This is a genomic window from Corynebacterium sp. HMSC074C01 (genome assembly GCF_001814605.1).
Taxonomy (GTDB): domain Bacteria; phylum Actinomycetota; class Actinomycetes; order Mycobacteriales; family Mycobacteriaceae; genus Corynebacterium.
In genome coordinates this window covers 177,246-198,620 of sequence record NZ_KV817297.1, presented here as the reverse complement: position 1 = coordinate 198,620, position 21,375 = coordinate 177,246, and the positions used below count along the sequence as shown (strand labels likewise).

General features: G+C 60.1%; 25 protein-coding genes. 7 read left to right on the top strand and 18 right to left on the bottom strand.

The window, feature by feature from the left end; genetic code table 11:
* Window positions 1-6: 6 nt before the first annotated feature.
* The gene (locus HMPREF2978_RS10330; RefSeq protein WP_070745404.1) at window positions 7-1,923 is read right to left on the bottom strand and encodes a M13 family metallopeptidase; all 1,917 of its coding nucleotides are present in this window, start codon (window positions 1,921-1,923) and stop codon (window positions 7-9) included.
* Window positions 1,924-1,965: 42 nt separating this feature from the next.
* Here HMPREF2978_RS10330 and HMPREF2978_RS10325 point away from each other — a divergent pair, with 42 nt between their 5' ends.
* Entirely contained in the window at window positions 1,966-2,457 is a 492-nt protein-coding gene (locus tag HMPREF2978_RS10325; protein ID WP_070745401.1) for a hypothetical protein, read from the top strand.
* A complete protein-coding gene (locus HMPREF2978_RS10320; RefSeq protein WP_070745398.1) occupies window positions 2,454-3,296 on the top strand; it encodes a PrsW family intramembrane metalloprotease in 843 nt (280 codons plus the stop codon). Before HMPREF2978_RS10325 ends, HMPREF2978_RS10320 begins: the two co-directional genes overlap by 4 nt.
* 45 nt (window positions 3,297-3,341) lie before the next feature.
* On the opposite strand, the gene HMPREF2978_RS10315 is transcribed toward HMPREF2978_RS10320, so the two are convergent.
* Entirely contained in the window at window positions 3,342-4,109 is a 768-nt protein-coding gene (locus HMPREF2978_RS10315; protein ID WP_143342288.1) for a hypothetical protein, read from the bottom strand.
* 273 nt (window positions 4,110-4,382) lie between these two features.
* Between HMPREF2978_RS10315 and HMPREF2978_RS10310 the strand changes: the two genes are divergently transcribed.
* Window positions 4,383-5,660, top strand: a complete 1,278-nt coding sequence (locus tag HMPREF2978_RS10310; protein ID WP_070745395.1) for an HNH endonuclease signature motif containing protein — start codon at window positions 4,383-4,385, stop codon at window positions 5,658-5,660.
* A 38-nt stretch (window positions 5,661-5,698) separates the two neighbouring features.
* On the opposite strand, the gene HMPREF2978_RS10305 is transcribed toward HMPREF2978_RS10310, so the two are convergent.
* From HMPREF2978_RS10305 to HMPREF2978_RS10270, 8 genes are all read right to left on the bottom strand, one after another.
* Complete coding sequence (locus tag HMPREF2978_RS10305) at window positions 5,699-6,007, bottom strand: DMT family transporter (RefSeq protein WP_070525049.1); 309 nt, start codon at window positions 6,005-6,007, stop codon at window positions 5,699-5,701.
* Complete coding sequence (locus HMPREF2978_RS10300; RefSeq protein ID WP_070525048.1) at window positions 6,004-6,354, bottom strand: DMT family transporter; 351 nt, start codon at window positions 6,352-6,354, stop codon at window positions 6,004-6,006. Before HMPREF2978_RS10300 ends, HMPREF2978_RS10305 begins: the two co-directional genes overlap by 4 nt.
* 2 nt (window positions 6,355-6,356) lie before the next feature.
* Window positions 6,357-6,650 (bottom strand): MGMT family protein, encoded by a 294-nt coding sequence (locus HMPREF2978_RS10295; RefSeq protein ID WP_070525046.1) that lies wholly within the window; start codon window positions 6,648-6,650, stop codon window positions 6,357-6,359.
* The gene (locus HMPREF2978_RS10290) at window positions 6,622-7,326 is read right to left on the bottom strand and encodes a VOC family protein (protein WP_070525044.1); all 705 of its coding nucleotides are present in this window, start codon (window positions 7,324-7,326) and stop codon (window positions 6,622-6,624) included. Before HMPREF2978_RS10290 ends, HMPREF2978_RS10295 begins: the two co-directional genes overlap by 29 nt.
* Window positions 7,326-7,604 (bottom strand): RNA-binding S4 domain-containing protein, encoded by a 279-nt coding sequence (locus HMPREF2978_RS10285; protein WP_046648682.1) that lies wholly within the window; start codon window positions 7,602-7,604, stop codon window positions 7,326-7,328. The genes HMPREF2978_RS10290 and HMPREF2978_RS10285 overlap by 1 nt, the downstream gene beginning before the upstream one ends.
* Window positions 7,605-7,623: 19 nt before the next feature.
* Window positions 7,624-8,271: a LysE family translocator gene (locus HMPREF2978_RS10280; protein WP_083298938.1), complete on the bottom strand. Its 648-nt coding sequence runs from the start codon at window positions 8,269-8,271 to the stop codon at window positions 7,624-7,626.
* A gap of 80 nt (window positions 8,272-8,351) precedes the next feature.
* On the bottom strand, window positions 8,352-9,044 hold the full coding sequence (locus HMPREF2978_RS10275; RefSeq protein ID WP_070525040.1) for an SDR family oxidoreductase: 693 nt from the start codon (window positions 9,042-9,044) through the stop codon (window positions 8,352-8,354).
* Window positions 9,045-9,049: 5 nt separating this feature from the next.
* Window positions 9,050-9,586, bottom strand: coding sequence for an NADPH-dependent FMN reductase (locus HMPREF2978_RS10270; RefSeq protein ID WP_070745392.1), 537 nt, complete (start codon window positions 9,584-9,586; stop codon window positions 9,050-9,052).
* Window positions 9,587-9,686: 100 nt separating this feature from the next.
* Here HMPREF2978_RS10270 and HMPREF2978_RS10265 point away from each other — a divergent pair, with 100 nt between their 5' ends.
* Window positions 9,687-10,310 (top strand): sugar O-acetyltransferase, encoded by a 624-nt coding sequence (locus HMPREF2978_RS10265; protein WP_070525036.1) that lies wholly within the window; start codon window positions 9,687-9,689, stop codon window positions 10,308-10,310.
* A complete protein-coding gene (locus tag HMPREF2978_RS10260; protein ID WP_070745389.1) occupies window positions 10,303-12,492 on the top strand; it encodes an ATP-dependent RNA helicase in 2,190 nt (729 codons plus the stop codon). Before HMPREF2978_RS10265 ends, HMPREF2978_RS10260 begins: the two co-directional genes overlap by 8 nt.
* On the opposite strand, the gene HMPREF2978_RS10255 is transcribed toward HMPREF2978_RS10260, so the two are convergent.
* The gene (locus tag HMPREF2978_RS10255) at window positions 12,489-13,265 is read right to left on the bottom strand and encodes a TSUP family transporter (protein WP_371326365.1); all 777 of its coding nucleotides are present in this window, start codon (window positions 13,263-13,265) and stop codon (window positions 12,489-12,491) included. The genes HMPREF2978_RS10260 and HMPREF2978_RS10255 overlap by 4 nt on opposite strands.
* Window positions 13,266-13,281: 16 nt before the next feature.
* Here HMPREF2978_RS10255 and HMPREF2978_RS10250 point away from each other — a divergent pair, with 16 nt between their 5' ends.
* The gene (locus HMPREF2978_RS10250) at window positions 13,282-14,328 is read left to right on the top strand and encodes an AbrB family transcriptional regulator (RefSeq protein WP_246818767.1); all 1,047 of its coding nucleotides are present in this window, start codon (window positions 13,282-13,284) and stop codon (window positions 14,326-14,328) included.
* On the opposite strand, the gene HMPREF2978_RS10245 is transcribed toward HMPREF2978_RS10250, so the two are convergent.
* Together HMPREF2978_RS10245 and HMPREF2978_RS10240 are read right to left on the bottom strand one after the other, a co-directional pair.
* Window positions 14,325-15,986: a DUF885 domain-containing protein gene (locus HMPREF2978_RS10245; protein WP_070525031.1), complete on the bottom strand. Its 1,662-nt coding sequence runs from the start codon at window positions 15,984-15,986 to the stop codon at window positions 14,325-14,327. The two genes, HMPREF2978_RS10250 and HMPREF2978_RS10245, sit on opposite strands and share 4 nt — an antisense overlap.
* A gap of 70 nt (window positions 15,987-16,056) precedes the next feature.
* Window positions 16,057-16,626 carry an LOG family protein gene (locus tag HMPREF2978_RS10240; RefSeq protein WP_070745383.1) on the bottom strand — a complete coding sequence of 190 codons (570 nt, stop codon included), beginning with the start codon at window positions 16,624-16,626 and terminating at the stop codon, window positions 16,057-16,059.
* A gap of 98 nt (window positions 16,627-16,724) precedes the next feature.
* On the opposite strand from HMPREF2978_RS10240, the gene HMPREF2978_RS10235 reads away from it, so the two are divergent.
* Window positions 16,725-17,801, top strand: coding sequence for an ROK family protein (locus HMPREF2978_RS10235; RefSeq protein WP_010188268.1), 1,077 nt, complete (start codon window positions 16,725-16,727; stop codon window positions 17,799-17,801).
* Here the strand turns inward: HMPREF2978_RS10235 and HMPREF2978_RS10230 are convergent.
* From HMPREF2978_RS10230 to HMPREF2978_RS10210, 5 genes are all read right to left on the bottom strand, one after another.
* Window positions 17,798-18,376, bottom strand: coding sequence for an HAD-IA family hydrolase (locus HMPREF2978_RS10230; protein WP_070745380.1), 579 nt, complete (start codon window positions 18,374-18,376; stop codon window positions 17,798-17,800). The genes HMPREF2978_RS10235 and HMPREF2978_RS10230 overlap by 4 nt on opposite strands.
* On the bottom strand, window positions 18,309-18,704 hold the full coding sequence (locus HMPREF2978_RS10225; RefSeq protein ID WP_070525025.1) for a hypothetical protein: 396 nt from the start codon (window positions 18,702-18,704) through the stop codon (window positions 18,309-18,311). The genes HMPREF2978_RS10230 and HMPREF2978_RS10225 overlap by 68 nt, the downstream gene beginning before the upstream one ends.
* 63 nt (window positions 18,705-18,767) lie before the next feature.
* Entirely contained in the window at window positions 18,768-19,250 is a 483-nt protein-coding gene (locus HMPREF2978_RS10220) for a ferritin (protein WP_070525023.1), read from the bottom strand.
* Between the two features lie 118 nt (window positions 19,251-19,368).
* The gene (locus HMPREF2978_RS10215; protein WP_070525021.1) at window positions 19,369-20,817 is read right to left on the bottom strand and encodes a SulP family inorganic anion transporter; all 1,449 of its coding nucleotides are present in this window, start codon (window positions 20,815-20,817) and stop codon (window positions 19,369-19,371) included.
* Window positions 20,817-21,332 (bottom strand): phosphoribosyltransferase, encoded by a 516-nt coding sequence (locus HMPREF2978_RS10210; protein WP_070525018.1) that lies wholly within the window; start codon window positions 21,330-21,332, stop codon window positions 20,817-20,819. The genes HMPREF2978_RS10215 and HMPREF2978_RS10210 overlap by 1 nt, the downstream gene beginning before the upstream one ends.
* Between the last annotated feature and the right edge of the window lie 43 nt (window positions 21,333-21,375).

Below are 21,375 nucleotides of genomic sequence, written 5' to 3'. Positions count from 1 at the left end.
AGGGTACTACCAGATGGTGACGCGCTCCTCTGGGACAAGACCACCCTCGACATCAAAAGCCTCGTAGAATTCGTCGATGTTCTCCGCGATGATGTTGCAGCGGAACTCCGCCGGCGAGTGCGGGTCAATGGCCAGGTACTGCGTGGCCATCTCCGGGCGGATGGCAGTACGCCACACGCGCGCCCACGCCAGGAAGAAGCGCTGCAGACCGGTGTACTCGTGCTCTGCCAATTCCGGCTCAGCGCCCTCGGCCTCAAACGGCGCGACCTGGCCGTTGATGTCCAGGCCCTTGTCGGCGCAGTAGTTCTTGTAGGCCACCACGGCAATGCCCAATCCGCCCAAGTCACCGATGTTCTCACCCAGGGTGAAGCTGCCGTTGACGCCTGCGGAATCAGTGCCCTCCAGTACCTTCGGCACCTGGCCTTGGAACTGATCCACCAGCTTCGCGGTCAACTTCTCGAAGGCCGCGCGGTCCTCATCCGTCCACCAAGAGTTGAGGTTACCCTGGCCGTCGTACTGCGAGCCCTGGTCATCAAAACCGTGGCCAATCTCGTGACCAATCACCGCACCGATAGCACCGAAGTTCTCCGCGGCGTCCGCCTCAGGATTGTAGAACGGCGGGCGCAGAATCGCTGCCGGGAAGGTGATGTCATTGACCACTGGATTATAAAAAGCATTGACCGTTTGCGGGGTGGCGAACCATTCATCGCGGTCCGCCGGCTTACCAATCTTGGCCAGTTCATAATCGTGGTTCCACGCATTACCCGCGCGCACATTGGCCACCAAGTCCGCGCCCTTCGGTGAAAACTCCAGGTCAGAATAGTCACGCCAGGTATCTGGATAACCGATTTTAGCCTTGAACTGGGAGAGCTTCTCCAGCGCGCGCTCGCGGGTAGCCGGGGTCATCCACTCCAGCTGCGAAATCCTCTCACGATAAGCGGCGGTAAGGTACTCCACCAGCTCATCCATCTCGGACTTCGAGGAGGGCGGGAAGTGCTTGTCCACGAAAACCTTGCCGATCTCCTGTCCCACCATGTTTTCCGCCAAGCCCACGGCGCGCTTCCAGCGATCACGCTGCTCCGTGGCGCCCGAAAGCTTGGTTCCGTAGAACTCGAAATTCTTCTTACCGATCTCCTCGGTGAGGTACGGCGCGCGCGACAGCAGAATGTGCCACGTCGCCCACAGCTGCCAATCCGCCATACGGCCGGCGGTAAACAGGCCCTCGAGGTGCTCAAAATAAGATGGCATCATAGCCACCACACGGTGCTCGGGCAGTCCCCCACCCTGCAGGATGGCGCGGGTGATGCTGGGCAGCTTGGCGACGTCCACCGGGTTATACGTCTTCACCGCATCACGCGAGGCCACCACGTCCCAGTGGCCGGCCGCGATTTCCTTCTCTAGGTTCACGATGCGCGTAGCGGCCGTCTCCGCGCCCAGTCCGAAGAGGCGGGCGGGATCTAAGAATCCAAGCATCGCCGCAACGTGCTTCTCGTAGGCCTCGAGCGTCTGCGCGTGAGCTTCCTCGCGGTAATAAGCCTCATCCGGCAGACCTAAACCGGACTGAATAATGTAGGCCACCGCCTCCTCGGCGCCGGAGTCCTTTTCTACCCAGAAGGTAACCGGGGCGCCGACGCCCTCGCGCTCCAGCACTCCCAGGTTATGTGCCAGCTCCTCCGGGTCCGCCGCCACCAGCTTGTCCAGATCCTCGGAAAGCGGTGCCGTTCCCGCAGCATTAACTCCTTCAACGTCCATGTGGGAGGAATACACGATCCCTGGGCGGCCCGTGTCTTCCTTAACGATGTCGTGGACGAGTTCCTCGGCTTCGTCGCGAAGCGCGTGAAAAGTCCCGTCGACACCGCGATCGTCGGGAATAACGTGGGACTCGATCCAAGGGCCATTAACAAACTGATACAGATCCTTCATGCACTTCACTCTATGTCAGAAGCACGCGTTAGTGTGGTGTGCATGACTTCTTATCGTTTCCCGCCAGCGAAAATGACGGGACCGTTTTTCGCTGTGCTGGGAGTGACCCTCCTCGTGCTGGGCACTCCCGCCATCCTCAGCTTGGCGTTGCCGAAACACGAGCCGGAAACAGAGCCAGTCGTCCTCGATGATCCGGAGTGGCATCAGCCCATCGACGGCGTTGAGTGCAGCGTGAGTTATGACTCCATGGCCAACCAGGCGTGGGACTGCGGCGACACCTTGGTCGAGGCCTATCTCAACGCTGATGTCGACGATGATGAGCTAGCCCTGCGCCGCGCTGTACGAGCCACGACCTTCGGGTCGATGCCGAAAGAAGAAGTAGAAAACCAAGACGGAATCCTCGTACTGCGAGCGTATACATACATCCCGGTCGTTGCCTTTAGCGTGGCCAAGGACGATCTCAACTACGTACTCGTCTTTTCGGACGGAAACCCAGAGGAACTCGCCGACCAGTTTATGGAGGCCTTCAAGTGAGCAAGATCTTCCGCGTGACCCTGTGGGTCTTCATTGGTGTCTGTCTGCCCGCGGCTCTGATCAATCTGTTGGGCTCCTTTCTCGTTGCCCCGCTGCCGAGCCTGATAAACCTGCTCATCGGACTAGCCTTCCTAGCACTAGGCCTATACCTGTGGCACCTCAGTCCGATGTGGGCAGCACCGGCCAAGGGCTGGGTCACAGCCAGCGTGTTGTGGGGAGCCGGCACCGCGGTGTCTTTGGCTCTCCTCTCCGCGCTGCCATTCACTTCCCTCACCAAAGGAGTGGGCTGGGAGGAATCCATGATGTCCTGGTCCGGCGCTTATCCGGAGGAGTTCGCCAAGGCGCTGGGCGTGGTCTTTGTGTTGCTCAGCTTCCGCCAGCTCAACCGACCTTGGCATGGGTTTATCGTCGGTGCGCTTGTGGGCTGGGCTTTCGATGTTTTTGAGAACGTCCTCTACGCCTCCCTCGGTGCCGTGATGCACCCGACGTCTGATTGGATTGGCATGCTGCAGATGTGGGGACTCCGCCTCGTGGCGGGACCAGGCCTGCACATGTCACTGACGGCCATCGCGGGTTTCGGCATCGGCTGGGCCATTTACGCTGCCCATAAAACCTGGTGGTGGCGTCTCGGCGTAGGCGTAGGAGCGCTCTTTGCTTCCTTCTGTCTCCACTTTGCATGGAACTACATGTGGGATGAGACGTGGCAGTTGGTCACGCAGTATATTGTCGTCGCACTCATCCTCTACCCCAACGTCATCACTCTAGGGATTCGGGCCCACCGTCTGGCTAAGACGGATGATACCTACTCGCACTCGCCCGGCCTCGCCAGCCTGCAGTGATTTAGTCGAGGTGCCCCGCCAAGGGTATTTTCACAATGGCTACGCTTAGCATGCCTGCGAAGAGCTCGGCACCGCCCGCTTTAGTTCCGCACACGCTCTATCGCGCGCGTCCTGTAGAGGCGTCGGCAAGCCCGGCACCTGCGGTGCAACCTCCACTGCTCCCAGCACATCCCCCGTGAGATCCGCAGGGGATCCATAGGTATTAGCCGCCACGCTATATCCAGGACCGAAAGAAGCACTAGCGTGAACCTGACGGTTATCCGACCACCCGAATTTCGTTCCAATGATGCCCGGGATGCGTGCGGTGCCAAAGTCCTGGCGGTAGCCGTCTGATGCTACAGGCGCCGCCGTCGCCATGCCCTTCATGAGCGGCGCGGCAACCGGATCGCCAGATATCGCCCCTATGAAGCGAGTGAGATCCTCCGTCGACGTCGTAGTATTTCCCCAATAACCATTGTGGTGAGTCTCCCCCAGTCGATACTCCCCGATGATGGAGGGAATGGCCTGTGGGTACTTCCGCTCCAAGTCGCTGGCGGTGCCGTCCTCAGAAAAACGAATCATGTTCTCCACCCGTGCCTTATCCTCCGATGCGCCATATTTCAGCACCCACATACCGAGATACAGCTTCGCCAGGGAAAGCGCGGGGCGGGACTCGTGGCTATTCCCAGTGGAAACTGAATTTCCATCGGCGTAGCGCACGGTCATCTGGGTGCGTGGTGGGACTTTTCCAGGATCGAACGTCAGAGCCTGGGCAGTAGGCGCGGTGGTGGCCGCCAGTGCAAGGCCAACAATAAAGGAGCGAGACTTAAACACTTGTATAGATTAACTCAAGTCACAGCTTTAACAGCCCTAATTGGAGCTTTAACGCCCTAAACCCCTACTGGAAGTCTCGAATGTTCGTTTCATCCAGCTCTTATCCCACAGAGAGTGTGGAGCATCAGTTTTCCCATTTACCCCTTTAATCACAACTTCCTTCCGCGGTATGGACTTCCCCAGAGATACCGAATAAGCTCTTACTTCGAAAGGGATTTCGAACGGTGGGGGTTCGTCCCTTCGCAGTAACTCGACCAATAGTAGGGGGTTGAAGTGTCTTCCACTTCAGACGTTGTTGTTTCCTATTTTTCTCATTCCAATCCGAGCGACCCAGTATGTATGAAAGGTAAAGACATACGCCAAGCAGACTACGAGTTCTGGTCTAGCGTCCTTCCCGCCTTGGACGAAGACTCAGACACAGCGTGTATGCGCCTTGGGCTCAAGACCGGCAAAACGGCCGGGGCAGTTGCTCACATAGTCATGGGGATTTACCGCCTTAGAGAACTCCCCCAGCTCAAAGCCCTGCAAGATGCTTATTATTTGCTGGACCTGCCTGCCTTGATTGCCATTGACCAGGTCATGGCTAAGCTGGGTCAGCCTTCCCCAGAGGTAGTAGCTGCCATTGATACTTCGTTGGCCCGTTGGTTCACTCCGACGAAGCCCAACCAGGCGTTTCCCAGCACCTCGCAGATTCGCCGCCGCATGCGTGATCTGGTCAAGGTTCATGATGACTCCATCGCGGTGGAAGATACACGCCCGAAGAACCGGTATTCCATACTCACGCGCGCCCAGCGCGCCACCATCGAACTAGAAGTTGACAGCAGCATCGGGGTCATTATTCATGAGGCTATTAAAGCAGCGGCCGAAAAGCATGAGGTGTCGATGGCCGAAGCACTCATCCTTCTCGTCACTGGGAAAGTAGAGCCAGAAGCAGCCCGCGTAGTACTCCACGCCTATCAAGCTAGTGATGTCGCGGATGCACCAGTATATGTAGAAGGTCATGGCTGGCAGCTAGGCAATATCCCCGCGCAGGCCGTAACAAAAAGGGATTTGAGCACTAAGCCGGAAGCCTCTCAAAGCTACGGACCAAGCACGATGGTACGCAAATACGTTGAGGGCCGCGATGGCACCTGTCGTGCAGCTGGTTGCGGAATGCCTGCGTGGCTATGTCAGTTGGACCACCGTATTAACTACGCCGATGGCGGGCCAACGCACCCAGACAACATGGTCGCGCTATGCCAGCATCACCACAACATGAAGACCGACGGACGGGCCTTTTATATTTTGGACCCGGATACCGGGGATGTGGTCTGGCTTTTTGAGGATGGGACGTGGGCAATCACCGAACCTTCCGGACCACTAGCCCCTAAGAACAAGCGTTGGGCGCGAAGTGTGGCACAAGATATTGAGGAATTCCGCGCCCGGAAACACCGTGAGGCCCAAGAACTTAAAACTGAGCTAGACAAAGAACAACAAGAAGCCGTAAACCACGCACATACAGAAAAGGCAGAGAACAAGGGATCTGAAGGCGGAGAGGAGATCCCCTTCTAAGAAAGGTCCGTCGTTTAAAACGACGAAGGGATCGTCGTCTACCCCATGTCGACTAGAAGAACTCCACCAATGATCAGCGCGACCCCTAAGACCTTAAACCAGGTGAAAGGCTCACGGAAAAGCATGAAGGACAAAAGAGCAGTAAGCGCTACGCCCGAGGCAGTCCAAATTCCATAGGCCACGCCTAGCGGTATGCCCTGCCGAAGCGCCAACGACAAGAAAGCATAAGAGGACACATAGGCCACGACGACCCACGCCACCCATGCCTTCTGGCCGTGAACGGCCAGCATGCGCAGGCCCAAAGTGCCAGCAACTTCGATGAGGATGGCAAGGGATAACCAGATCATGTCTCCACTTCCACGAGCGTTGTCTTCGGCGCCCGGCCGCCCATCTCTACGCAAACTACGCCGACGATGATGCAGCCCATGCCCACCAGCATGAGCGGCGTGAGCTGTTCGCCAAAAAGGTATGCGGACAGCCCTGCGGTAAGCACCACTCCGGTTGCGCCCCAAATCCCATAGGCCACACCCACGTGCATGCCACAGCGCAACACTTGGTGCAGGGCGGAAAAAGCGACGACGTAACCCGCCACCACCACGATATAGACCGCAGGGTACTCCAGCGCCACTTTGAGGCTTAGTGTCGCCAACACCTCACTGAAGATGGCGATGCTCAAAAAGAGCCAAGCGCGCACTTTCACCCTCCCAGATCCGCCGCATCCAGCCCGCACTCAGAGAGCACCACGCGGTCACCGCGGTGCGGGATTCCTTCTTCATCCCAATGGGCCTGGGCGGCAGAGGTGTGGGCGCGGCCGGTACTGTTGACCACCCGCCACCAGGGCAGATCCGCGCTTTTCGACATTACCCAACCCACATACCGCGGGCCGACCCCTGCCACTTTTGCAATCTCTCCGTAGGTGGAGACATTGCCAAGAGGTATGCGGAGAACTACCTCCGTGACTCTAGAGCTCGATGGGTTCTTCGGGGGCATCCTCGACCTCACACAAGGTAAGTGCCGCGCCCGTGGAATCCTCAATCAAGCACAGGCGGCCGAATGGCGAATCGTGGGGCTCGCGGATAATCTGCCCACCATTGTCCGTAACAGCCTTCGCTGCCTGGTCAATATCCCGCACACCCAAGTAGGTTTGCCAAAAGCTCGGCAAACCTTCCGCGTGCCAGAATCCAGCGAAGGCAGCGCCTTCTTCCTCCGCAACCGCGTAATGCTCATCGCCGCGGATTTCCCAATCGAAGAGCTCGCCATAAAAGTCCAGCGCGGAGTGGAAATCATCCGAGACCGTCAGCTCGTGCCACACCGGTGTGCCAGGCTCACCACCGGCGACAAAGCGGTCGAGCTCCGGCTGCGTCAAACCAAACATGGCACCGGACTTATCGAGTACGAGCGCCAGCGGGGCACCTAAAGCGAGGATTTTTCCGCCGAGTTGTTCAACCCGGGCGCAGTCGGCTTCCAAGTCGCGGGAGAGGAAGTAGGTAGCCCAGGTGTCCTGACCCGGAACAATTTCTGCGATGGGAAGGCCCTGCAGCCGAGCAATGCCATCTTCGAATTCCCAGCCCAGCACGGCCGAGTAAAACTTCTCGGAGGCTTTCACATCAGAGCTGGCCAGGGTAATCCAGTAGGGCATTCCTACTTCTGCTTCAAATGCAGGCATTAAAGGTTCCTCCACTTCTCCGGGTCGAAGTCATCATCGGCGGTGGCTTCATCAAAATAATCGTCGTCGTCTTCGACGACGCGGGCGCAGGTGTCGGAGACGCAGATGACGTCGCCAAGCGCCAGCGTTGCTCCGCGCTGCTTAGTCACCTCCCCATTGACGGTGACCTGCCCCTGCTCGATGAGTTCTTTGGCCTCACCCCCGGTGGCGACCAAGGAGGCCAGTTTGAGGAACTGGCCGAGCTTAATGGATTCTCCCTTAATTGAGACTTCTAGCATGTTGACCAGCATACCCAGCTCAAAGCGCAAGAACTCCCTCTGCCAGAATGATGATGCCAAGCAGGGCAAACACGACTCCGCTGAAGATATCTACCCCGGCGGAATTCTTTGCCATCCACTTCGCCACCGCACGGGTGCACAACGCAACGCCGACGAAAATGATGAGGCTTTCAATAATCAACACAGAGCCAACCGTGGCATTCGCGCTCAATCCCATGCCCGGATCGATGAAGTTGGCGAAAATAGCGCCGAAGAAGATGAGTACCTTGGGATTAGAAAGATCGCTGACTAGGCCCATGCGGTACGCCGTGCCGAGTCTGATGATGCCGTCCGGGGTAAACCCGCGCGGTTGCGGATTGATGGTTGCTGGAGCACGACGCTCTTTGATGCCGCTGCTTATTGCAGAAAATGCCATCCACAGCAGATAGCTGCCGCCGGCAACCTGCAGCGCCACCAGGATTTCCGGATGCGCCGAAATCAATGCGGTAAGCCCCGCTAGCGAAGCAACGGTCCACAGCATCAAGCCGGTGGTGCTACCGATTGCGGCCCACACCGCCGCGCGCGTAGAGCGTGCGCCCAAACGAATAATCTGCACCACGTCTGGCCCCGGCGAAGCCATCGCCGCGAACCACACACCCATCAAGGCCACTATGGCGCTGAAAGCCACCTAACACCCCCATACTCACATGCACTATTACTAACGCATGCCACTATAAGAGGCGTCTCACCTGCAGCGAAACAGGTAATTTAGCTTTGCGTACGCGGCTTAATGGTCATGGTGTCGATGTTGACGTGCTCCGGCAGCGAGGCCACCCAACGCACAGCCTCAGCGATGTCTTCCGCGGTGAGGTTGAGTTCGCCGTCATACACCTGTGCGGCACGATCGGTGTCGCCCCGAAAACGATTCAGGGAAAATTCTTCCGTGGCTACACGGCCGGGGTCGAGCTCGGTGACACGAACGCCGTGCTCCTCGATACGTAATGCACGAGAAATCACGCGGACGCCATGCTTGGCGGCGTTGTAGCCGGAGCCGCCCTCGTAGACGTTCCACCCGGCAACGGAGCCCATGTTAATAATGAGTCCGCCCTGCAGTTTCGGCATGAGGGCTTGGATCATGCGGACAGTGCCGAGGACGTTGACGTCATACATCCACTGCCAATCCTCGATGGTGGTCTCCACGAGGGGCTCCAGGCCCTTCGCGCCACCGGCGTTGTTGACCAAGAGGTCAACGCGGTCGAGGTGGGAAACGAATTCGGCTACGGATTCGTCCGAAGTGACGTCGAGGGCATAGGCCTCGCCGCCGATGTCGTTCGCGAGGGCCTCAAGGCGCTCCACGCGCCGCGCGCCGACGACGACATGCCAGCCGTCAGCCGCCAACGCTCTTGCCGACGCCTCCCCAATCCCCGAGGACGCTCCTGTAACGACTGCTACTTTTTCCATGCGCCCTAGGATAGGGCTTCTTCCAGCTCGGCGCAGATGTTTTCGACGATCCCGACCTTGAAATCAGCCGGGGTGAAGGTGCCATCCTTCATGTCGGTATTCAGCGAGATATCCAGCTGGGTGCGCAGCTGCTTCATAGAGAAGTTCGCCATGATGAGGCGCCACGCCTCTACCGCGCGGATGCCGCCGCTGAAGCTGTAGCCCACGTAAGCAATCGGCTTGGCCACCCACTCGGCACCTAGGGAATCGACGGCGTTCTTGAAAGCGCCCGGCACGGAGTGGTTATACTCCGGGGTGACGAAGATAAAGGCATCGCAGGAATCGATAGCATCGGACCAGGCCTGCACATTCGGGTCCTCATAGTTTTTGTTTGCCGCCATAGGAACAACGGAGGAGGTGAGGATCGGAACGTCGAAAGCCTTAAGGTCGATGAGCTCGTAGTCCACGTCGCCCCCCTGAGCGAGGTCGGTGACCCACTGAGCGATGGCCAGCCCGGCGCGGTCGTCGCGGGTAGAGCCGAGGATGATGCCGATTTTCGCCATAGATATACCTTTCACATTTTGTTAACGTGTCAACGTCTGAGCCTACGCCGATATGCCGACGCAATCGACATTTCCACCCCAACATGTCTATTCTTTTGCCATGTCACAGGAGAACTTGGCGGATCGCGGATCCTTTGAACGCATGACCAGCGGGCAGTGGTTCATGCCCGGTGTCAACGAGGAGGTCAGCACCGAACATCGACGCGGCTTCCTGCTGGTCAAGGAGCTCAATGAGCTGCACAACACCAATCCAGAGCGCGCGAGGGAGATCTTGCGGGAGCTGTTTTCGCCGGAGTCCGAGGTTCCCGGGCTGCACGTCCCGCTCAACTTGGAGTATGGCTGCAATGTGACCATCGGAAAGGGCGTCTTCATCAACTTTGGTGCGACGATCCTGGCACAGGCGCCTGTAACCCTCGGGGACCACGTCATGATTGGTCCGAACTGCTCGCTTATTACCGTGGGGCATCCTGTCAACGATCATGAGATGCGGGCAGAAGGTTGGGAGATTGCGAAGCCTATCAGCGTCGGCGATAACACGTGGTTTGGTGCCAATGTCACTGTGTTGCCGGGCGTGACAATCGGCAAGAACTGCGTCGTGGGAGCAGGCACACTGGTGACTAAGGATATCCCCGATAACTCGCTGGTCCTGGGCTCACCGGGGCGTGTGGTACGCACGCTGGAGGGCAACGAGGATAGGTGGGAGCGCCACGATCTCGATGTTTGATCTCAAGGCGATCGGCACAGGACTTCCCGTCCTGGAAACCATTGATTCTCTGCCTTCCGCCGGTCACGTCGTAGTCCAGGCTCCGCCCGGCACGGGTAAGACCACGCTCGTTCCGCCGGCGCTGGCTAACCAAGTAGAGGGCAAGGTTCTCGTTACCGCGCCGCGCCGCGTAGCTGTGCGTGCGGCGGCAAACCGCCTTCAGGAGTTGTCAGGCCAGCGCATCGGCTATGCGGTACGCGGTGATTCCCGCAAAGGCGCAGACGTCGAGTTTGTTACCCCCGGCGTGCTGTTGCGCCGACTGTTGCGGGATCAGGAACTTGAAGGGATTTCCGCCGTGGCCATCGACGAGGTTCATGAACGCCAGCTCGATACCGATCTGGTACTGGGCATGTGCTTGGAGTTGGCGCAGCTCCGCGATGATTTTCGGGTTATTGCCATGTCCGCGACTGTCGACGCCTCCCGCTTCTCCCAGCTCATGGGAGGGGCTCCGATCCATTCCACTGAGGCGGTAACGTACCCGCTCAGCCTCTCCTATGAACCGATTCCAGGACGTGCCGCGGGCGATCGGGACTTTTGGAAAGGCGTGGCCAAGGTTGCCGCGCGGCAGCACGAGTCCACGCTGGTCTTTGTGCCGGGTGTACGCGAGGTCAACCTCGTGTGTGATGCCTTGAGCGGCCACAACGTTTTTCCGCTCCACGGCCGCCAAACCACGCAGGAGCAGGACGCGGCGCTGTATACGCGAGAGCAGCGCATCGTGGTGGCCACCTCCATCGCCGAGTCTTCGCTGACCGTGCCGGGCGTGCGCACCGTCGTCGATGCCGGTTTATCCCGCGTGCCCAAGCGAGATGCACAGCGCGGGATGAGTGGGTTGGTGACTGTATCGACGTCGAAAAGCAGCGCCGACCAACGCGCCGGACGTGCCGGGCGTGAGGCGCCCGGTACCGTTGTCCGCTGCTATTCACAGGAGGACTACCAGCACTTTTCTCCGCACGTGATTCCAGAGATCCTTTCCGCGGACCTCACGCAGGCGGCGCTGTTCATGGATTGTTGGGGCGCGGGACCGGACTTCCCCTTGCTTGATCAACCGCCGAAGGCCGCGCTTGCCGACGCCCACCGCACCCTAGATCTGCTCGATGCTGGCGAAGAGCTGGCGCTGCTGCCGACGCACCCACGGTGGGGCGCGGCACTGTTGAAGTACGGCGCGGGGGCAGCACAGACGATTGCCCGGCTGGATGATTCGGATCCGAAGCGGCTGGCCCGCTTGGTGCCCAACAAAGGTCCGGTGGACCCAGGCGTGGTGGTCGCTAGCGCCTTCCCGGAGTTCGTGGCTAAGCGCGTGGGTGACAAGGAGTTTTTGCTCGCCAGCGGTACGCGTGCGCAGTTTCTCGAGAATGGCCACGACTGGTTGGCGGTGGCGGAGGTGTCGTTGGCGCAATCCGGTAACGCCATCATTCGTGAAGCAGTGCCCATCGCGGAGAAGGATGCGCTCGAAATCATCGGCGTGACGGAGGAAACCCGAGCTTTTCTCGACGGCTCCAAGGTCCGCGGCGTGCGCGTGCGTGCGGCAGGTGCCATCGTGTTGTCGGAGACGCCAGTGAAGGTCTCCGGCGATGAAGCAGTGGAGGCGCTCCGCAACTCCGGACAGGGTTTAAACCTGTTTCACTTCAACGACAAGGCCCAGAACCTGCGGGAACGTATGCGGCATCTGCATAAAGCATACGGTGAGCCCTGGCCAGACGTGGACAGCGATGACCTGAGCTGGCTGGAGCCGGAGCTGCATGAGTTGGCGATTGGCGGGCGCCCAGACATGTATCCAGCGCTGCAGCGTCTGCTGCCGTGGCCCGAAGCTAGCCGCTTGGATGAGCTCGCACCGGAACGTTTGCCAGTTCCGTCCGGACGTGCTGCGAGGATCGATTGGTCCGGCGAGCGCCCAGTGGTCTCCATCAAGTTGCAGGAGTGTTTCGGATTGGCGGAGTCTCCCGAATACTGCGGCCACCGAGTGCAATTCCATCTACTGTCCCCCGCCGGCCGGCCGCTCGCCGTCACCGATGATCTAGCGAGCTTCTGGTCCGGGCCTTATGCCGGTGTGCGCGCGGACATGCGCGGGCGCTACCCCAAGCACCCGTGGCCGGAGGATCCGTGGATTGCGGTGGCCACCGCAAAGACGAAGAACAGGATTTAACCCCACTGCTGCCAAGCCAGGTACACGCTCATCACCACGACGAGCGTGAGGAGTGCATAACGGATGAGCTTCGCACCGCCGCCGAGCACTGTTCGCGCGCCCAGTTGCGCGCCAATGATATTTGCTGCTGCGAGAACTAAGGCGAGGCCCCACACCACGTGGCCGCCCACGATGAAGACCACGAGCGCGCCAACGTTGGTGCACGTGTTGACCACCTTGGACATCGCAGCGGAGGTAAGGAAGTTCTGGGAAAAGATGGCGGTGAAGGCCATGATGAGGAACATACCGGTGCCGGGGCCAAAGATGCCGTCGTAGAAGGCAATGGCTGCTACAGCGGCTAACCCTGCCCACGTGCGCCAGCCGCCGCGGATACCGTCTCCTTCGCCGCTGCCGAAGTCTGGGCGAAAGGCCACGAAGAGGCCGACTGCCACCATAAGCACGATGATGACCGGCCGCATGACGTCCTTGTCCATGAGTGCGGCTGCTGCAGCGCCGAGCCCGGAGCATAGGAGGGCGATAAGGCCCATACGGATGAGCTCGCCCTTCGGTGGGCGCACCTTCTTGACCAGTGTGATGGCAGCAGAGGCCGTTCCAGAGACCGCCGCCACCTTGTTCGTGGCCAGGGCGGTGGCGGGAGCAAGCTGGGGTGCGACCGCCAGGATGAGCGGAATGAGCACGAGCCCGCCGCCGCCAATGACGGCATCGATCCATCCGGCCACGGCAGCGCCAATGGTGAGTATCGCCCAACCGCTTAATCCGAAATCCATGTCCATCATTAAACTCGATTCCATGTCTGTTCGTACGAGATGGGTCATCGTGGCCCCGGGGTCTGCAGCACTCGGGGCATTATTTAGCTACCTTCACGTACCCGCAGCCTGGATCCTCGGCGCCATCGTGGTCTCGGGTGCCATGGCCTTGACGACGGGCAAAGAACTCGCCGTTAATAAGCACTTCTATTCTGTCGCCCGCGGATTCATCGGAATGATGGCCGGCATACCACTAACCCTGGTTCCTGCCTCCACGCTCATTGGCTTTGTGCCGGCCGCGGTGACGATGTCACTCATAACTGTTTTAATCGGCGTCGCCGGCGGCGTGCTGCTACACCGCTCACAGCCGAAGGATATTTCCTGGGAAACGGGCATTTTATCCATGCTGCCCGGCGGAGCCTCACTCATGCCCGCGCTGGCTAGCGAGCTGGGTGCTGACTACCGCTACGTGGCGCTGACGCAATACCTGCGCCTTCTGGCGGTCTCGGTATCGCTGCCTTTGGTGGTCTCCTTGTTAGACGCCCCCGCGGGCAAGGGCGTGGACATGAGCGTTGACGGCGAGATCACGTGGTGGATCGTGCTGCTGACCCTCGCCATCGCTGTGGTTGGTGAAAAGCTGGGCAAGCTGGTGCGTTTGCCCGCTGCTGCTGTATTGGGGCCGCTCATCTTGACGGTGCTGGTCGCTCAGGTTATTCCAGCCGGCCACACTTTGGAGCCGCTCTACGTGTTCAAAATCATGGCGTTTATGTCCATCGGCTGGGTCTGCGGTGGTGGGCTGTCGGTACCGGCACTGCGGGCCTTCGCCAAGCAGCTGCCGGCGACGATCCTCTTTATCATTGTCGTGATCGGCGTGTGCGCACTGACCGCCCTGCCTTTGACCGCATGGCTGGACATCACCTACTTCGAGGCTTACCTCGCCACCTCCCCCGGCGCGCTGGAGACGGTGCTTGCGCTGTCTGCGGAAGGCGGGGCGGGCCCCGCCGTGGTAGCCGTGCAGATTATCCGGCTCATCATCGTGCTGGTTATCGCCGGCTACCTGCCGCAGATTTTGCGGCTATTCCGCCGCTAGTCCAGGATGGTCTCGCGCAGAATCGACATCGGCACCGAGCCTAGGGCCAACGCCTGGGAGTGGAAGTCACGTACGTCCATCCCTTGTTCAACTGCGGCGTCGCGGGTCTGCTGCCACAGGCGCTGGCCCAGGGCATAAGACGGCGCCTGGCCCGGCCAACCCAGGTAACGGGTGACCTCGAAGGAGAGGTTGGCGTCGTCCATCGCGGTGTTTTCACGCATGAAGGTCTTGACGTGGGACTTGTCCCAGACGCCGGACGCGGTGCAATCCGGAAGGGCTTTACCCAGGTGAAGTCCGATGTCGACCACGACGCGGGCGGCGCGGAAGCGTTGGGCGTCGAGAAGCCCCATGCGGAAGCCCGGATCATCCATGTATCCCAGCTCCGCCATGAGGGCTTCTGCATAGAGCGCCCAGCCCTCACCGTGGCCAGAGTTCCACGTCACCGCACGGCGCCATAGGTTGAGATCCGGCTGGGTCAGCGCGGCGCCAATCTGCAGATGGTGGCCCGGCGCGCCCTCATGGTGGACGGTGGTTAGTTCCTGCCAGGTGTGGAAAAGCTCCTGACCAGCGGGTACGGACCACCACATGCGGCCGGGGCGGGAGAAGTCATCAGACGGCGAGGTGTAGAAGATGCCGCCGGTGCCTGCCGGGTCGATGCAACACTCGATTTCTTTAACGGCCTCCGGGATGTCGAAGGCGTTGCCGTCAAGGTCCTTGATCACGCGGTCCGCGGTGGACTGCATCCACTCCACTAACGCGTCGGTGCCGTGCAGCTGGTAGCGCTCTTCCTCGTTGAGCTTGCGCATGGCCGCGCGCACGGTGGCGTCGGAGCCATAGAGCTCGTGGGCGATTTTTTCTTGTTCCGCCTTGATGGAGCGCACTTGGTCCATGCCCCACTCATAGGCCTCATCGAGGTCCACAACATCGCCGACGAAGAGCCTGGAGAAGCGCTCGTAGCGCTCGCGGCCCACCGCATCCTGCGATGGAGCCTGCGGCTGGAGCTCGTTAGAGAGCCAATCGGCGAATTCGCCGAAGGCTTCCTTGGCCGCGTCCACCTCTGGGCCCTCAACGCCAAGGTCCTCGAGCATGGAGCCGGCGTCGGCAAGCCGCTCGCATTGCACGAAGACATCGGAGATCTGGCGCTGCGGCGCCACCATGCCACGCGAGGCCGCCTCGGTAAGGGACTCCTTGTAGCCGTTGAGCGAGGTTGCTACCTTCGACAGGCGCGAACGCAGTGCATCAAGCTGCTCCGGGGTGTCCTTCGGCATGAGCATGAGGGTGTCGCGGATAGTCTGCACCGGGGAGGCAATGTTGTTAAGGCAGCGGATGTCCTCACCGGCATGGTGCAGGTCAAGATCCAGGCAGAGACGGTCGCGCAAGACGGCGGCGGTGACGTAGTCAACTTCATCGAAGTCATCGTCATCATCAGACTCGTCGGTGGTGTCATCGAGGGCATCGAGATCCGCCATCATCTCACGAGTGCGATCCGCCACTGAGGAGTAGTACTCCGGGGAGAAATCTTCCAACTCACCGTCGAAGCCGGGAATTCCCCACGCGGTGGCATCGGTGGGCGTGAGCTGCGCGAGGTCGTGGACGAAGTTATCGCACGACGCGTCCAGCAGCGAAGGCTGGCGCTCTGCGTTCTGGTCAAAACTCATAAGGGCGAAGTCTAACGAAGATCCAGGGGTTTGGGCCAACCCAGCGCCGCCTTATTTACCAGGTTGTTAGCTAATTGTTGCTCCACTTACTTCCCGGGCTTGTCCACGACGAGAATCCATCGAGTACCCCGGCCGGGGAAGGGTTGACCACGAGAGCATCGAGGAAGCGCTTCTGAACAAAGCCTTCCTGCACCATTGCGGAGTACATCTGCACGAAAGGCTGCCAGAAACCGTTGACGTCTACCAGACCCACCGGGCCGTCGAGGTTGCCTAATTGCTGCAGGGTGAGCACCTCGGTGAGCTCCTCCAGGGTTCCCACGCCACCCGGCAGGCACACGAAGGCATCGGCGAGCTCTTCCATGCGCGTCTTGCGCTGGGCCATGGTGTCGACCACCTCGAGCTGGGTTACCCGCTGGTGGGAAAGCTCGTAATCGACGAGCTGGCGCGGGATTACTCCAATGACGGTTCCGCCGGCGGCAAGGCAGGAGTCCGCAACGATACCCATCAGGCCTACGTCACCACCGCCATAGACCAGGGTGAGGTTTCGGCGCGCGAGCTCCTCCCCCAAATGGTGCGCGGCTTGGCTATAGGCCTCAGAGTTTCCGGCGGCGGAGCCGCAGTACACAGCAACAGAATCCATGGGTATCACTCTATCGCAGGCGCATTTCTAGACCATGATGTCTACTGAATCCTAATTTCTATTAGACAATGCGGTCTGGTGAATTTATACTTGACGCCATGATTAAATCCGGTCCCGTGTTCACGCGCCCCCGCACCCCAGCGGCGAAGTGCCTCCACATCATTCGACTCAACCCCGTTGTCACCCGCAGTGAGCTTGTCGAAGCCACGGGACTCTCCCAGCCCACAATCACCCGCGCCACCGCCGCGCTTTTGGGTGCTGGACTGATCCGCCAGCGCACGGATTTGACGCAGTCCCGCGGTCGCGGGCGCCCCACAGTGCCCTTGGAGGTAGCGGATAATGACTGGATGCTGGCCGGCATTGCCGTCGGTACCGCCTTTACCCACATCGCCTTCTTTGACACGCAGGGACGCACGCTCCGCGAGGAAGACGTTGCTACACCGGTTTCTCGCCTGAGCGCGAGTGACGTCATCGAGCACATCATCGCTGGCGTTAATCGCCTCATGGCCGGCCTGGATCGCCGCTTGGTGTCAGTCGGCGTGACCACCTCCGGCAGCGTCAACGAGGCCGGGCGCATCACCGCCCACAACCTGGGGTGGGACGAAATGGACATCGCCAGCCGCCTGGAGTATCAGTTCGGTGTTCCGGTAGTTGTGTCTTCCGTCATCCCGGCCATCCTCGGCTCAGAGACGCAGTCGACAGAGATGGGGGCGGAGAAGCCCGTCATGGTGCTCTACGCGGATGACTCCGTCGGTGCTGCGCTCACAGTTGGCGATGAGATCGTGCAGCTCGACATCGATGACCCTGATTCTCTCGCTACGCAGGCGGTGCTCGATGTGACAGGTGAGGAGTCTTTCCCAGACGTGGTTGCGAACGCTGACGATGAGACGCGAGCGCTTCTCGACGACCGCGCACGCTCCCTCGGCGCCACCGCCGCTGAGCTTTTGGCTGAGCATAAACCGGACACCCTCGTGGTAGCCGGCGGAGCCTTCTCAGATGATCCGGCAGCGCCGAAGCTCTTTGCTTCCGCTGTACGTCAGGCCACCGACCACCCAGTGGAGCTGCGCATGGTTCCCTCGCACACCGAGATTGTTCGCGCCTGCACCCGCGCTGTGGCGCTGGATCCTCTGCTGCGGGTGCCGCTCGATCTCGGCCGCGAGGCCAAAGCTGCCTAGAAGGGGATTGAAGTAATTCCCGTAAAAAGGTGGGCCTTGAGCCCAAGGTGCTGAGCACCGGCGACGAAGTCCGGCCGATCGTCGAAGAAGTGGGTGTCCTTGGCCTGCGCGCCGAGGGCATCCACGGCCACGAGGTAGGCCTCCGGATCCGGCTTGGCCACCCCGATATCGCAGCTCAGCGTCACGGCGGCGCATTCTGCCAGCCAAGGCTGCGTCTGGCGGATCCTGGTTCCCAATGCCGCTGGCACATTCGCCAGGATGCCAACACTATGGCCCTGGCCAATAAACCCTAGGACCGCACGAACCATTTCTTCGTCGGCTACCAGCAAATGCTCGGTGTCCAATTCGATAGCGTGGCTGACATCAAAAGGAGCAAGACCGGCCAGCGCGCGAATGCGGCCCCAATATTGCGCATCGCTCAGGCGCCCGGCGTCATATGCAGGGCGAAACTCCTCATAAAGAGACCAAAAGTGCTCTACATTGTCGGGACGGAGGTAATCCTCCAGCTCAGCGTTCCCGGCGGGCGTAGCTGACCGCATGAGCACGCCGTAGAGGTCGAAGAGCAAAGTGGCCATGCGCCCAGTGTAGCCAGACCGCAAGAGCGCCAGTCAGCGTGCCCGCTACGAAGAGCGGAAGCGATAGTGTGCCATGCGCCCACAGCGTCGAGGTTGCCCCCACTAGGAACAAGCCGCCGACGCTAAACAGGGAGCGGCTCAGCGCCGTCGCCGCCGCGGCGGCGCACAATAAGAGGGCAAGCCCGGCAAACGGGCCGAGCATCACTGCGAGGGCGAAGAAAAAGGTTCCCAGAGCCATGTTCGTTGCCGCCAGCCACATGCCACCGACCAATGCAATCGCTAGCCCGGCAAGGGCACCGCAGATGAGCATGAGGCGCGTTGTAGTCATAAAAAAATTCTCCCACCAACCGCAGGGGGCCGTGGGAGAATCCACGCAAACTATATGGCTTCGTTACCGTTGCGCCAGCGAGCCATCGACGCGCAACAGGCCCGAACCGTCATTGCCCACCAGCTTGAGCTGGTCAATGATCTCAGACACGGAGGACTCTTCCTCAACCTGCTCCTCGAGGAACCAGTTGATGAGACCACGGGAATCCAGGTCCCCAGCCGCATCTGCGGTGCGGGCGATCTCTCGGATCTGCTCCGAGACCTTCTGCTCATGCGCGAGGGATGCCTCGAAGGCATCCAGCGGCGTAGCGGCCTTGACGGAGCCAACCTGGATATCCTCCAGCTCCACGCGGTAGCCGCGGTCCAGCAGGTGCTCGGCGAACTTCTGCGCGTGCTCGCGCTCTTCCTCTGCCTGCTTGAAGAACCAATCGCGCATGCCCGGGAAGGACAGATTGTCCATCTCATATGCCAGCTGGGTATAAATCAGGGCCGCGCCGTGCTCGTTGTTGACCTGCTCGTTGAGGAGGGTTTGCAGCTTCTCATCCATGAGGGTGCTTCCTTTCATCCGTTTTTGTGTTACCCACAATACAGGAAAACTCAGGACGCGCTAGCAAGGCGATCTTAAGCAAACTCGCACGTCATAACACTTTTTCTGGTAGGTTTACCTAACCCAAACCAGAAATCCTCTGGTAGCGCGCGAGGCTCACACCATCGAGGCCGCGGAATTCCACCGCTACTCCCCGGCTTGCGTACTTGTTTTCCACGGATTCAAGCACCGCCACGGTTGAGGCATCCCAAATATCGGCCTCTGAGAAATCCACGATGACCTTCTCCACCGGCAGGGTGTAGTCGAAGGCATAGACCAGATCGTTCGAAGAGGCGAAGAAGAGCTGGCCGCGCACGGTATAAACGTTGCCCTCTAGCTCCACCGACACGAGGTGGGCGACGCGGCGTGCAAAGGCCACCGAGGCAGTGAGCACACCGAGGATCACACCGACCGCCAGGTTATTCGTGGCCAAGGTGCCAATCACCGTCACCAGCATGACGAGGGTTTCGCTCAGAGGCATGCGGTGAATCGTGCGCACCGAGCGCCAATCCACGGTGTGAAAGGACACCATGAACATGACCGCCACGAGAGCAGCCATGGGGATTTTCCCTACGGTGTCCCCCAACACGAGGATGAGGATAAGGAGGAAGACGCCGGCGAGGAACGTCGACAAGCGCGTGCGTGCCTGCGATTCCTTGACGTTGATCATGGTCTGGCCAATCATCGCGCACACGCCCATGCCGCCGATGGCAGCGGCGAGCATGTTGCCGATGCCCTGGCCTACGGATTCGCGCGTTTTATCGGAGTGGGTATCCGTGAGGTCGTCGACAAGCTTGGCGGTGAGCAGGGATTCCATGAGTCCGACGAGTGCCACCCCCAGTGCATAGGGAAGGCAGAGGAGGAAGGTATCGCGGCTAAACGGCACGTCTGGAATGACGAAACCGGGCAGGGAGGTCGGCAGCTCGCCTTGATCCGCGACGTCGGGAACCTGCCAGCCGAAAATCACAGTCAACATGGTGACAACCACGATCGCCACGAGCGGCGCGGGGATCACCGTGGTGATTCGCGGCCACACCACCATGATTCCCAGACCTAGCGCGACAAGGGGATAGACCAGCCACGGCACCTGCCACAGATGGCCCAGCTGCGCGGTGAACATGAGGATGCCCAGCGCGTTGACAAAACCCAGCATGACGCTGCGGGGGATGAAACGCATGAGCTTGGCGACGCCCAGCATTGCCATCACTACTTGCAGAATTCCCGCCATCCAGATGGTCAGCAGCACGTACTGCAAGCCATGCTCGTGAGCGAGCGGCGCGATGACGACGGCGACCGAGCCCGCCGCAGCGGAAATCATGGCCGGGCGCCCACCGGTGATGGCGATGGACATCGCCATAATGACGGAGGCGAAGAGCCCCACCTTAGGGTCGAGCCCGGCGAGAATGGAGAAACTTAAAACTTCCGGGATGAGGGCCAGCGCAACAGCAAGCCCGCCAAACACCTCCTTGCGGAAGCGGGCGGGCGAGCTGAAGGCCGCGCGGAAAGAACCGGCGGAGGCTTCTGGCATTAATGTCCTTCCTGGAAAGAGCCATCGCGGGTGATGACCGGCAGGACGGACCACGCGAAGTTGATCCACTGGTCGGTCTTCTTCCACGAGAAGTCCGGCTCAAAGATGGTGGTCGGCTTCGTATAGATCACCGCGGACTTGACCTCGGATGCGGTCTGCTCAAGCAGGTTAACCACGAGGTCGAGGGTCTTGCCAGAATCCGCCACGTCATCAACGACGAGGACCTTCTTGCCCTTCAGCGAATCCGTATCCAGCTGCGGGTTAAGGAGAATCGGCTCCGGGAGGGTCTCACCGATATCGGTGTAAAACTCCACATTGATAGCGCCCATTTCTTTGACGCCGATGGCGTAGCCAATGGCGCCGGCAGGGATCAGCCCGCCGCGAGCAACGCCCACGATGAGGTCTGGGAACCAGCCCGAATCCACGATTTGTTGCGAAAGGTAGCGGCTGGCCTCACCGAAGACCTCCCACGTCAGGTTCTCGCGTTCCGGGTTCCACCAATCCGGGGTGCTCATCGTCTAGGTCTCCTTCGCCAGATTTTGCATTTCCCTCAGTCTA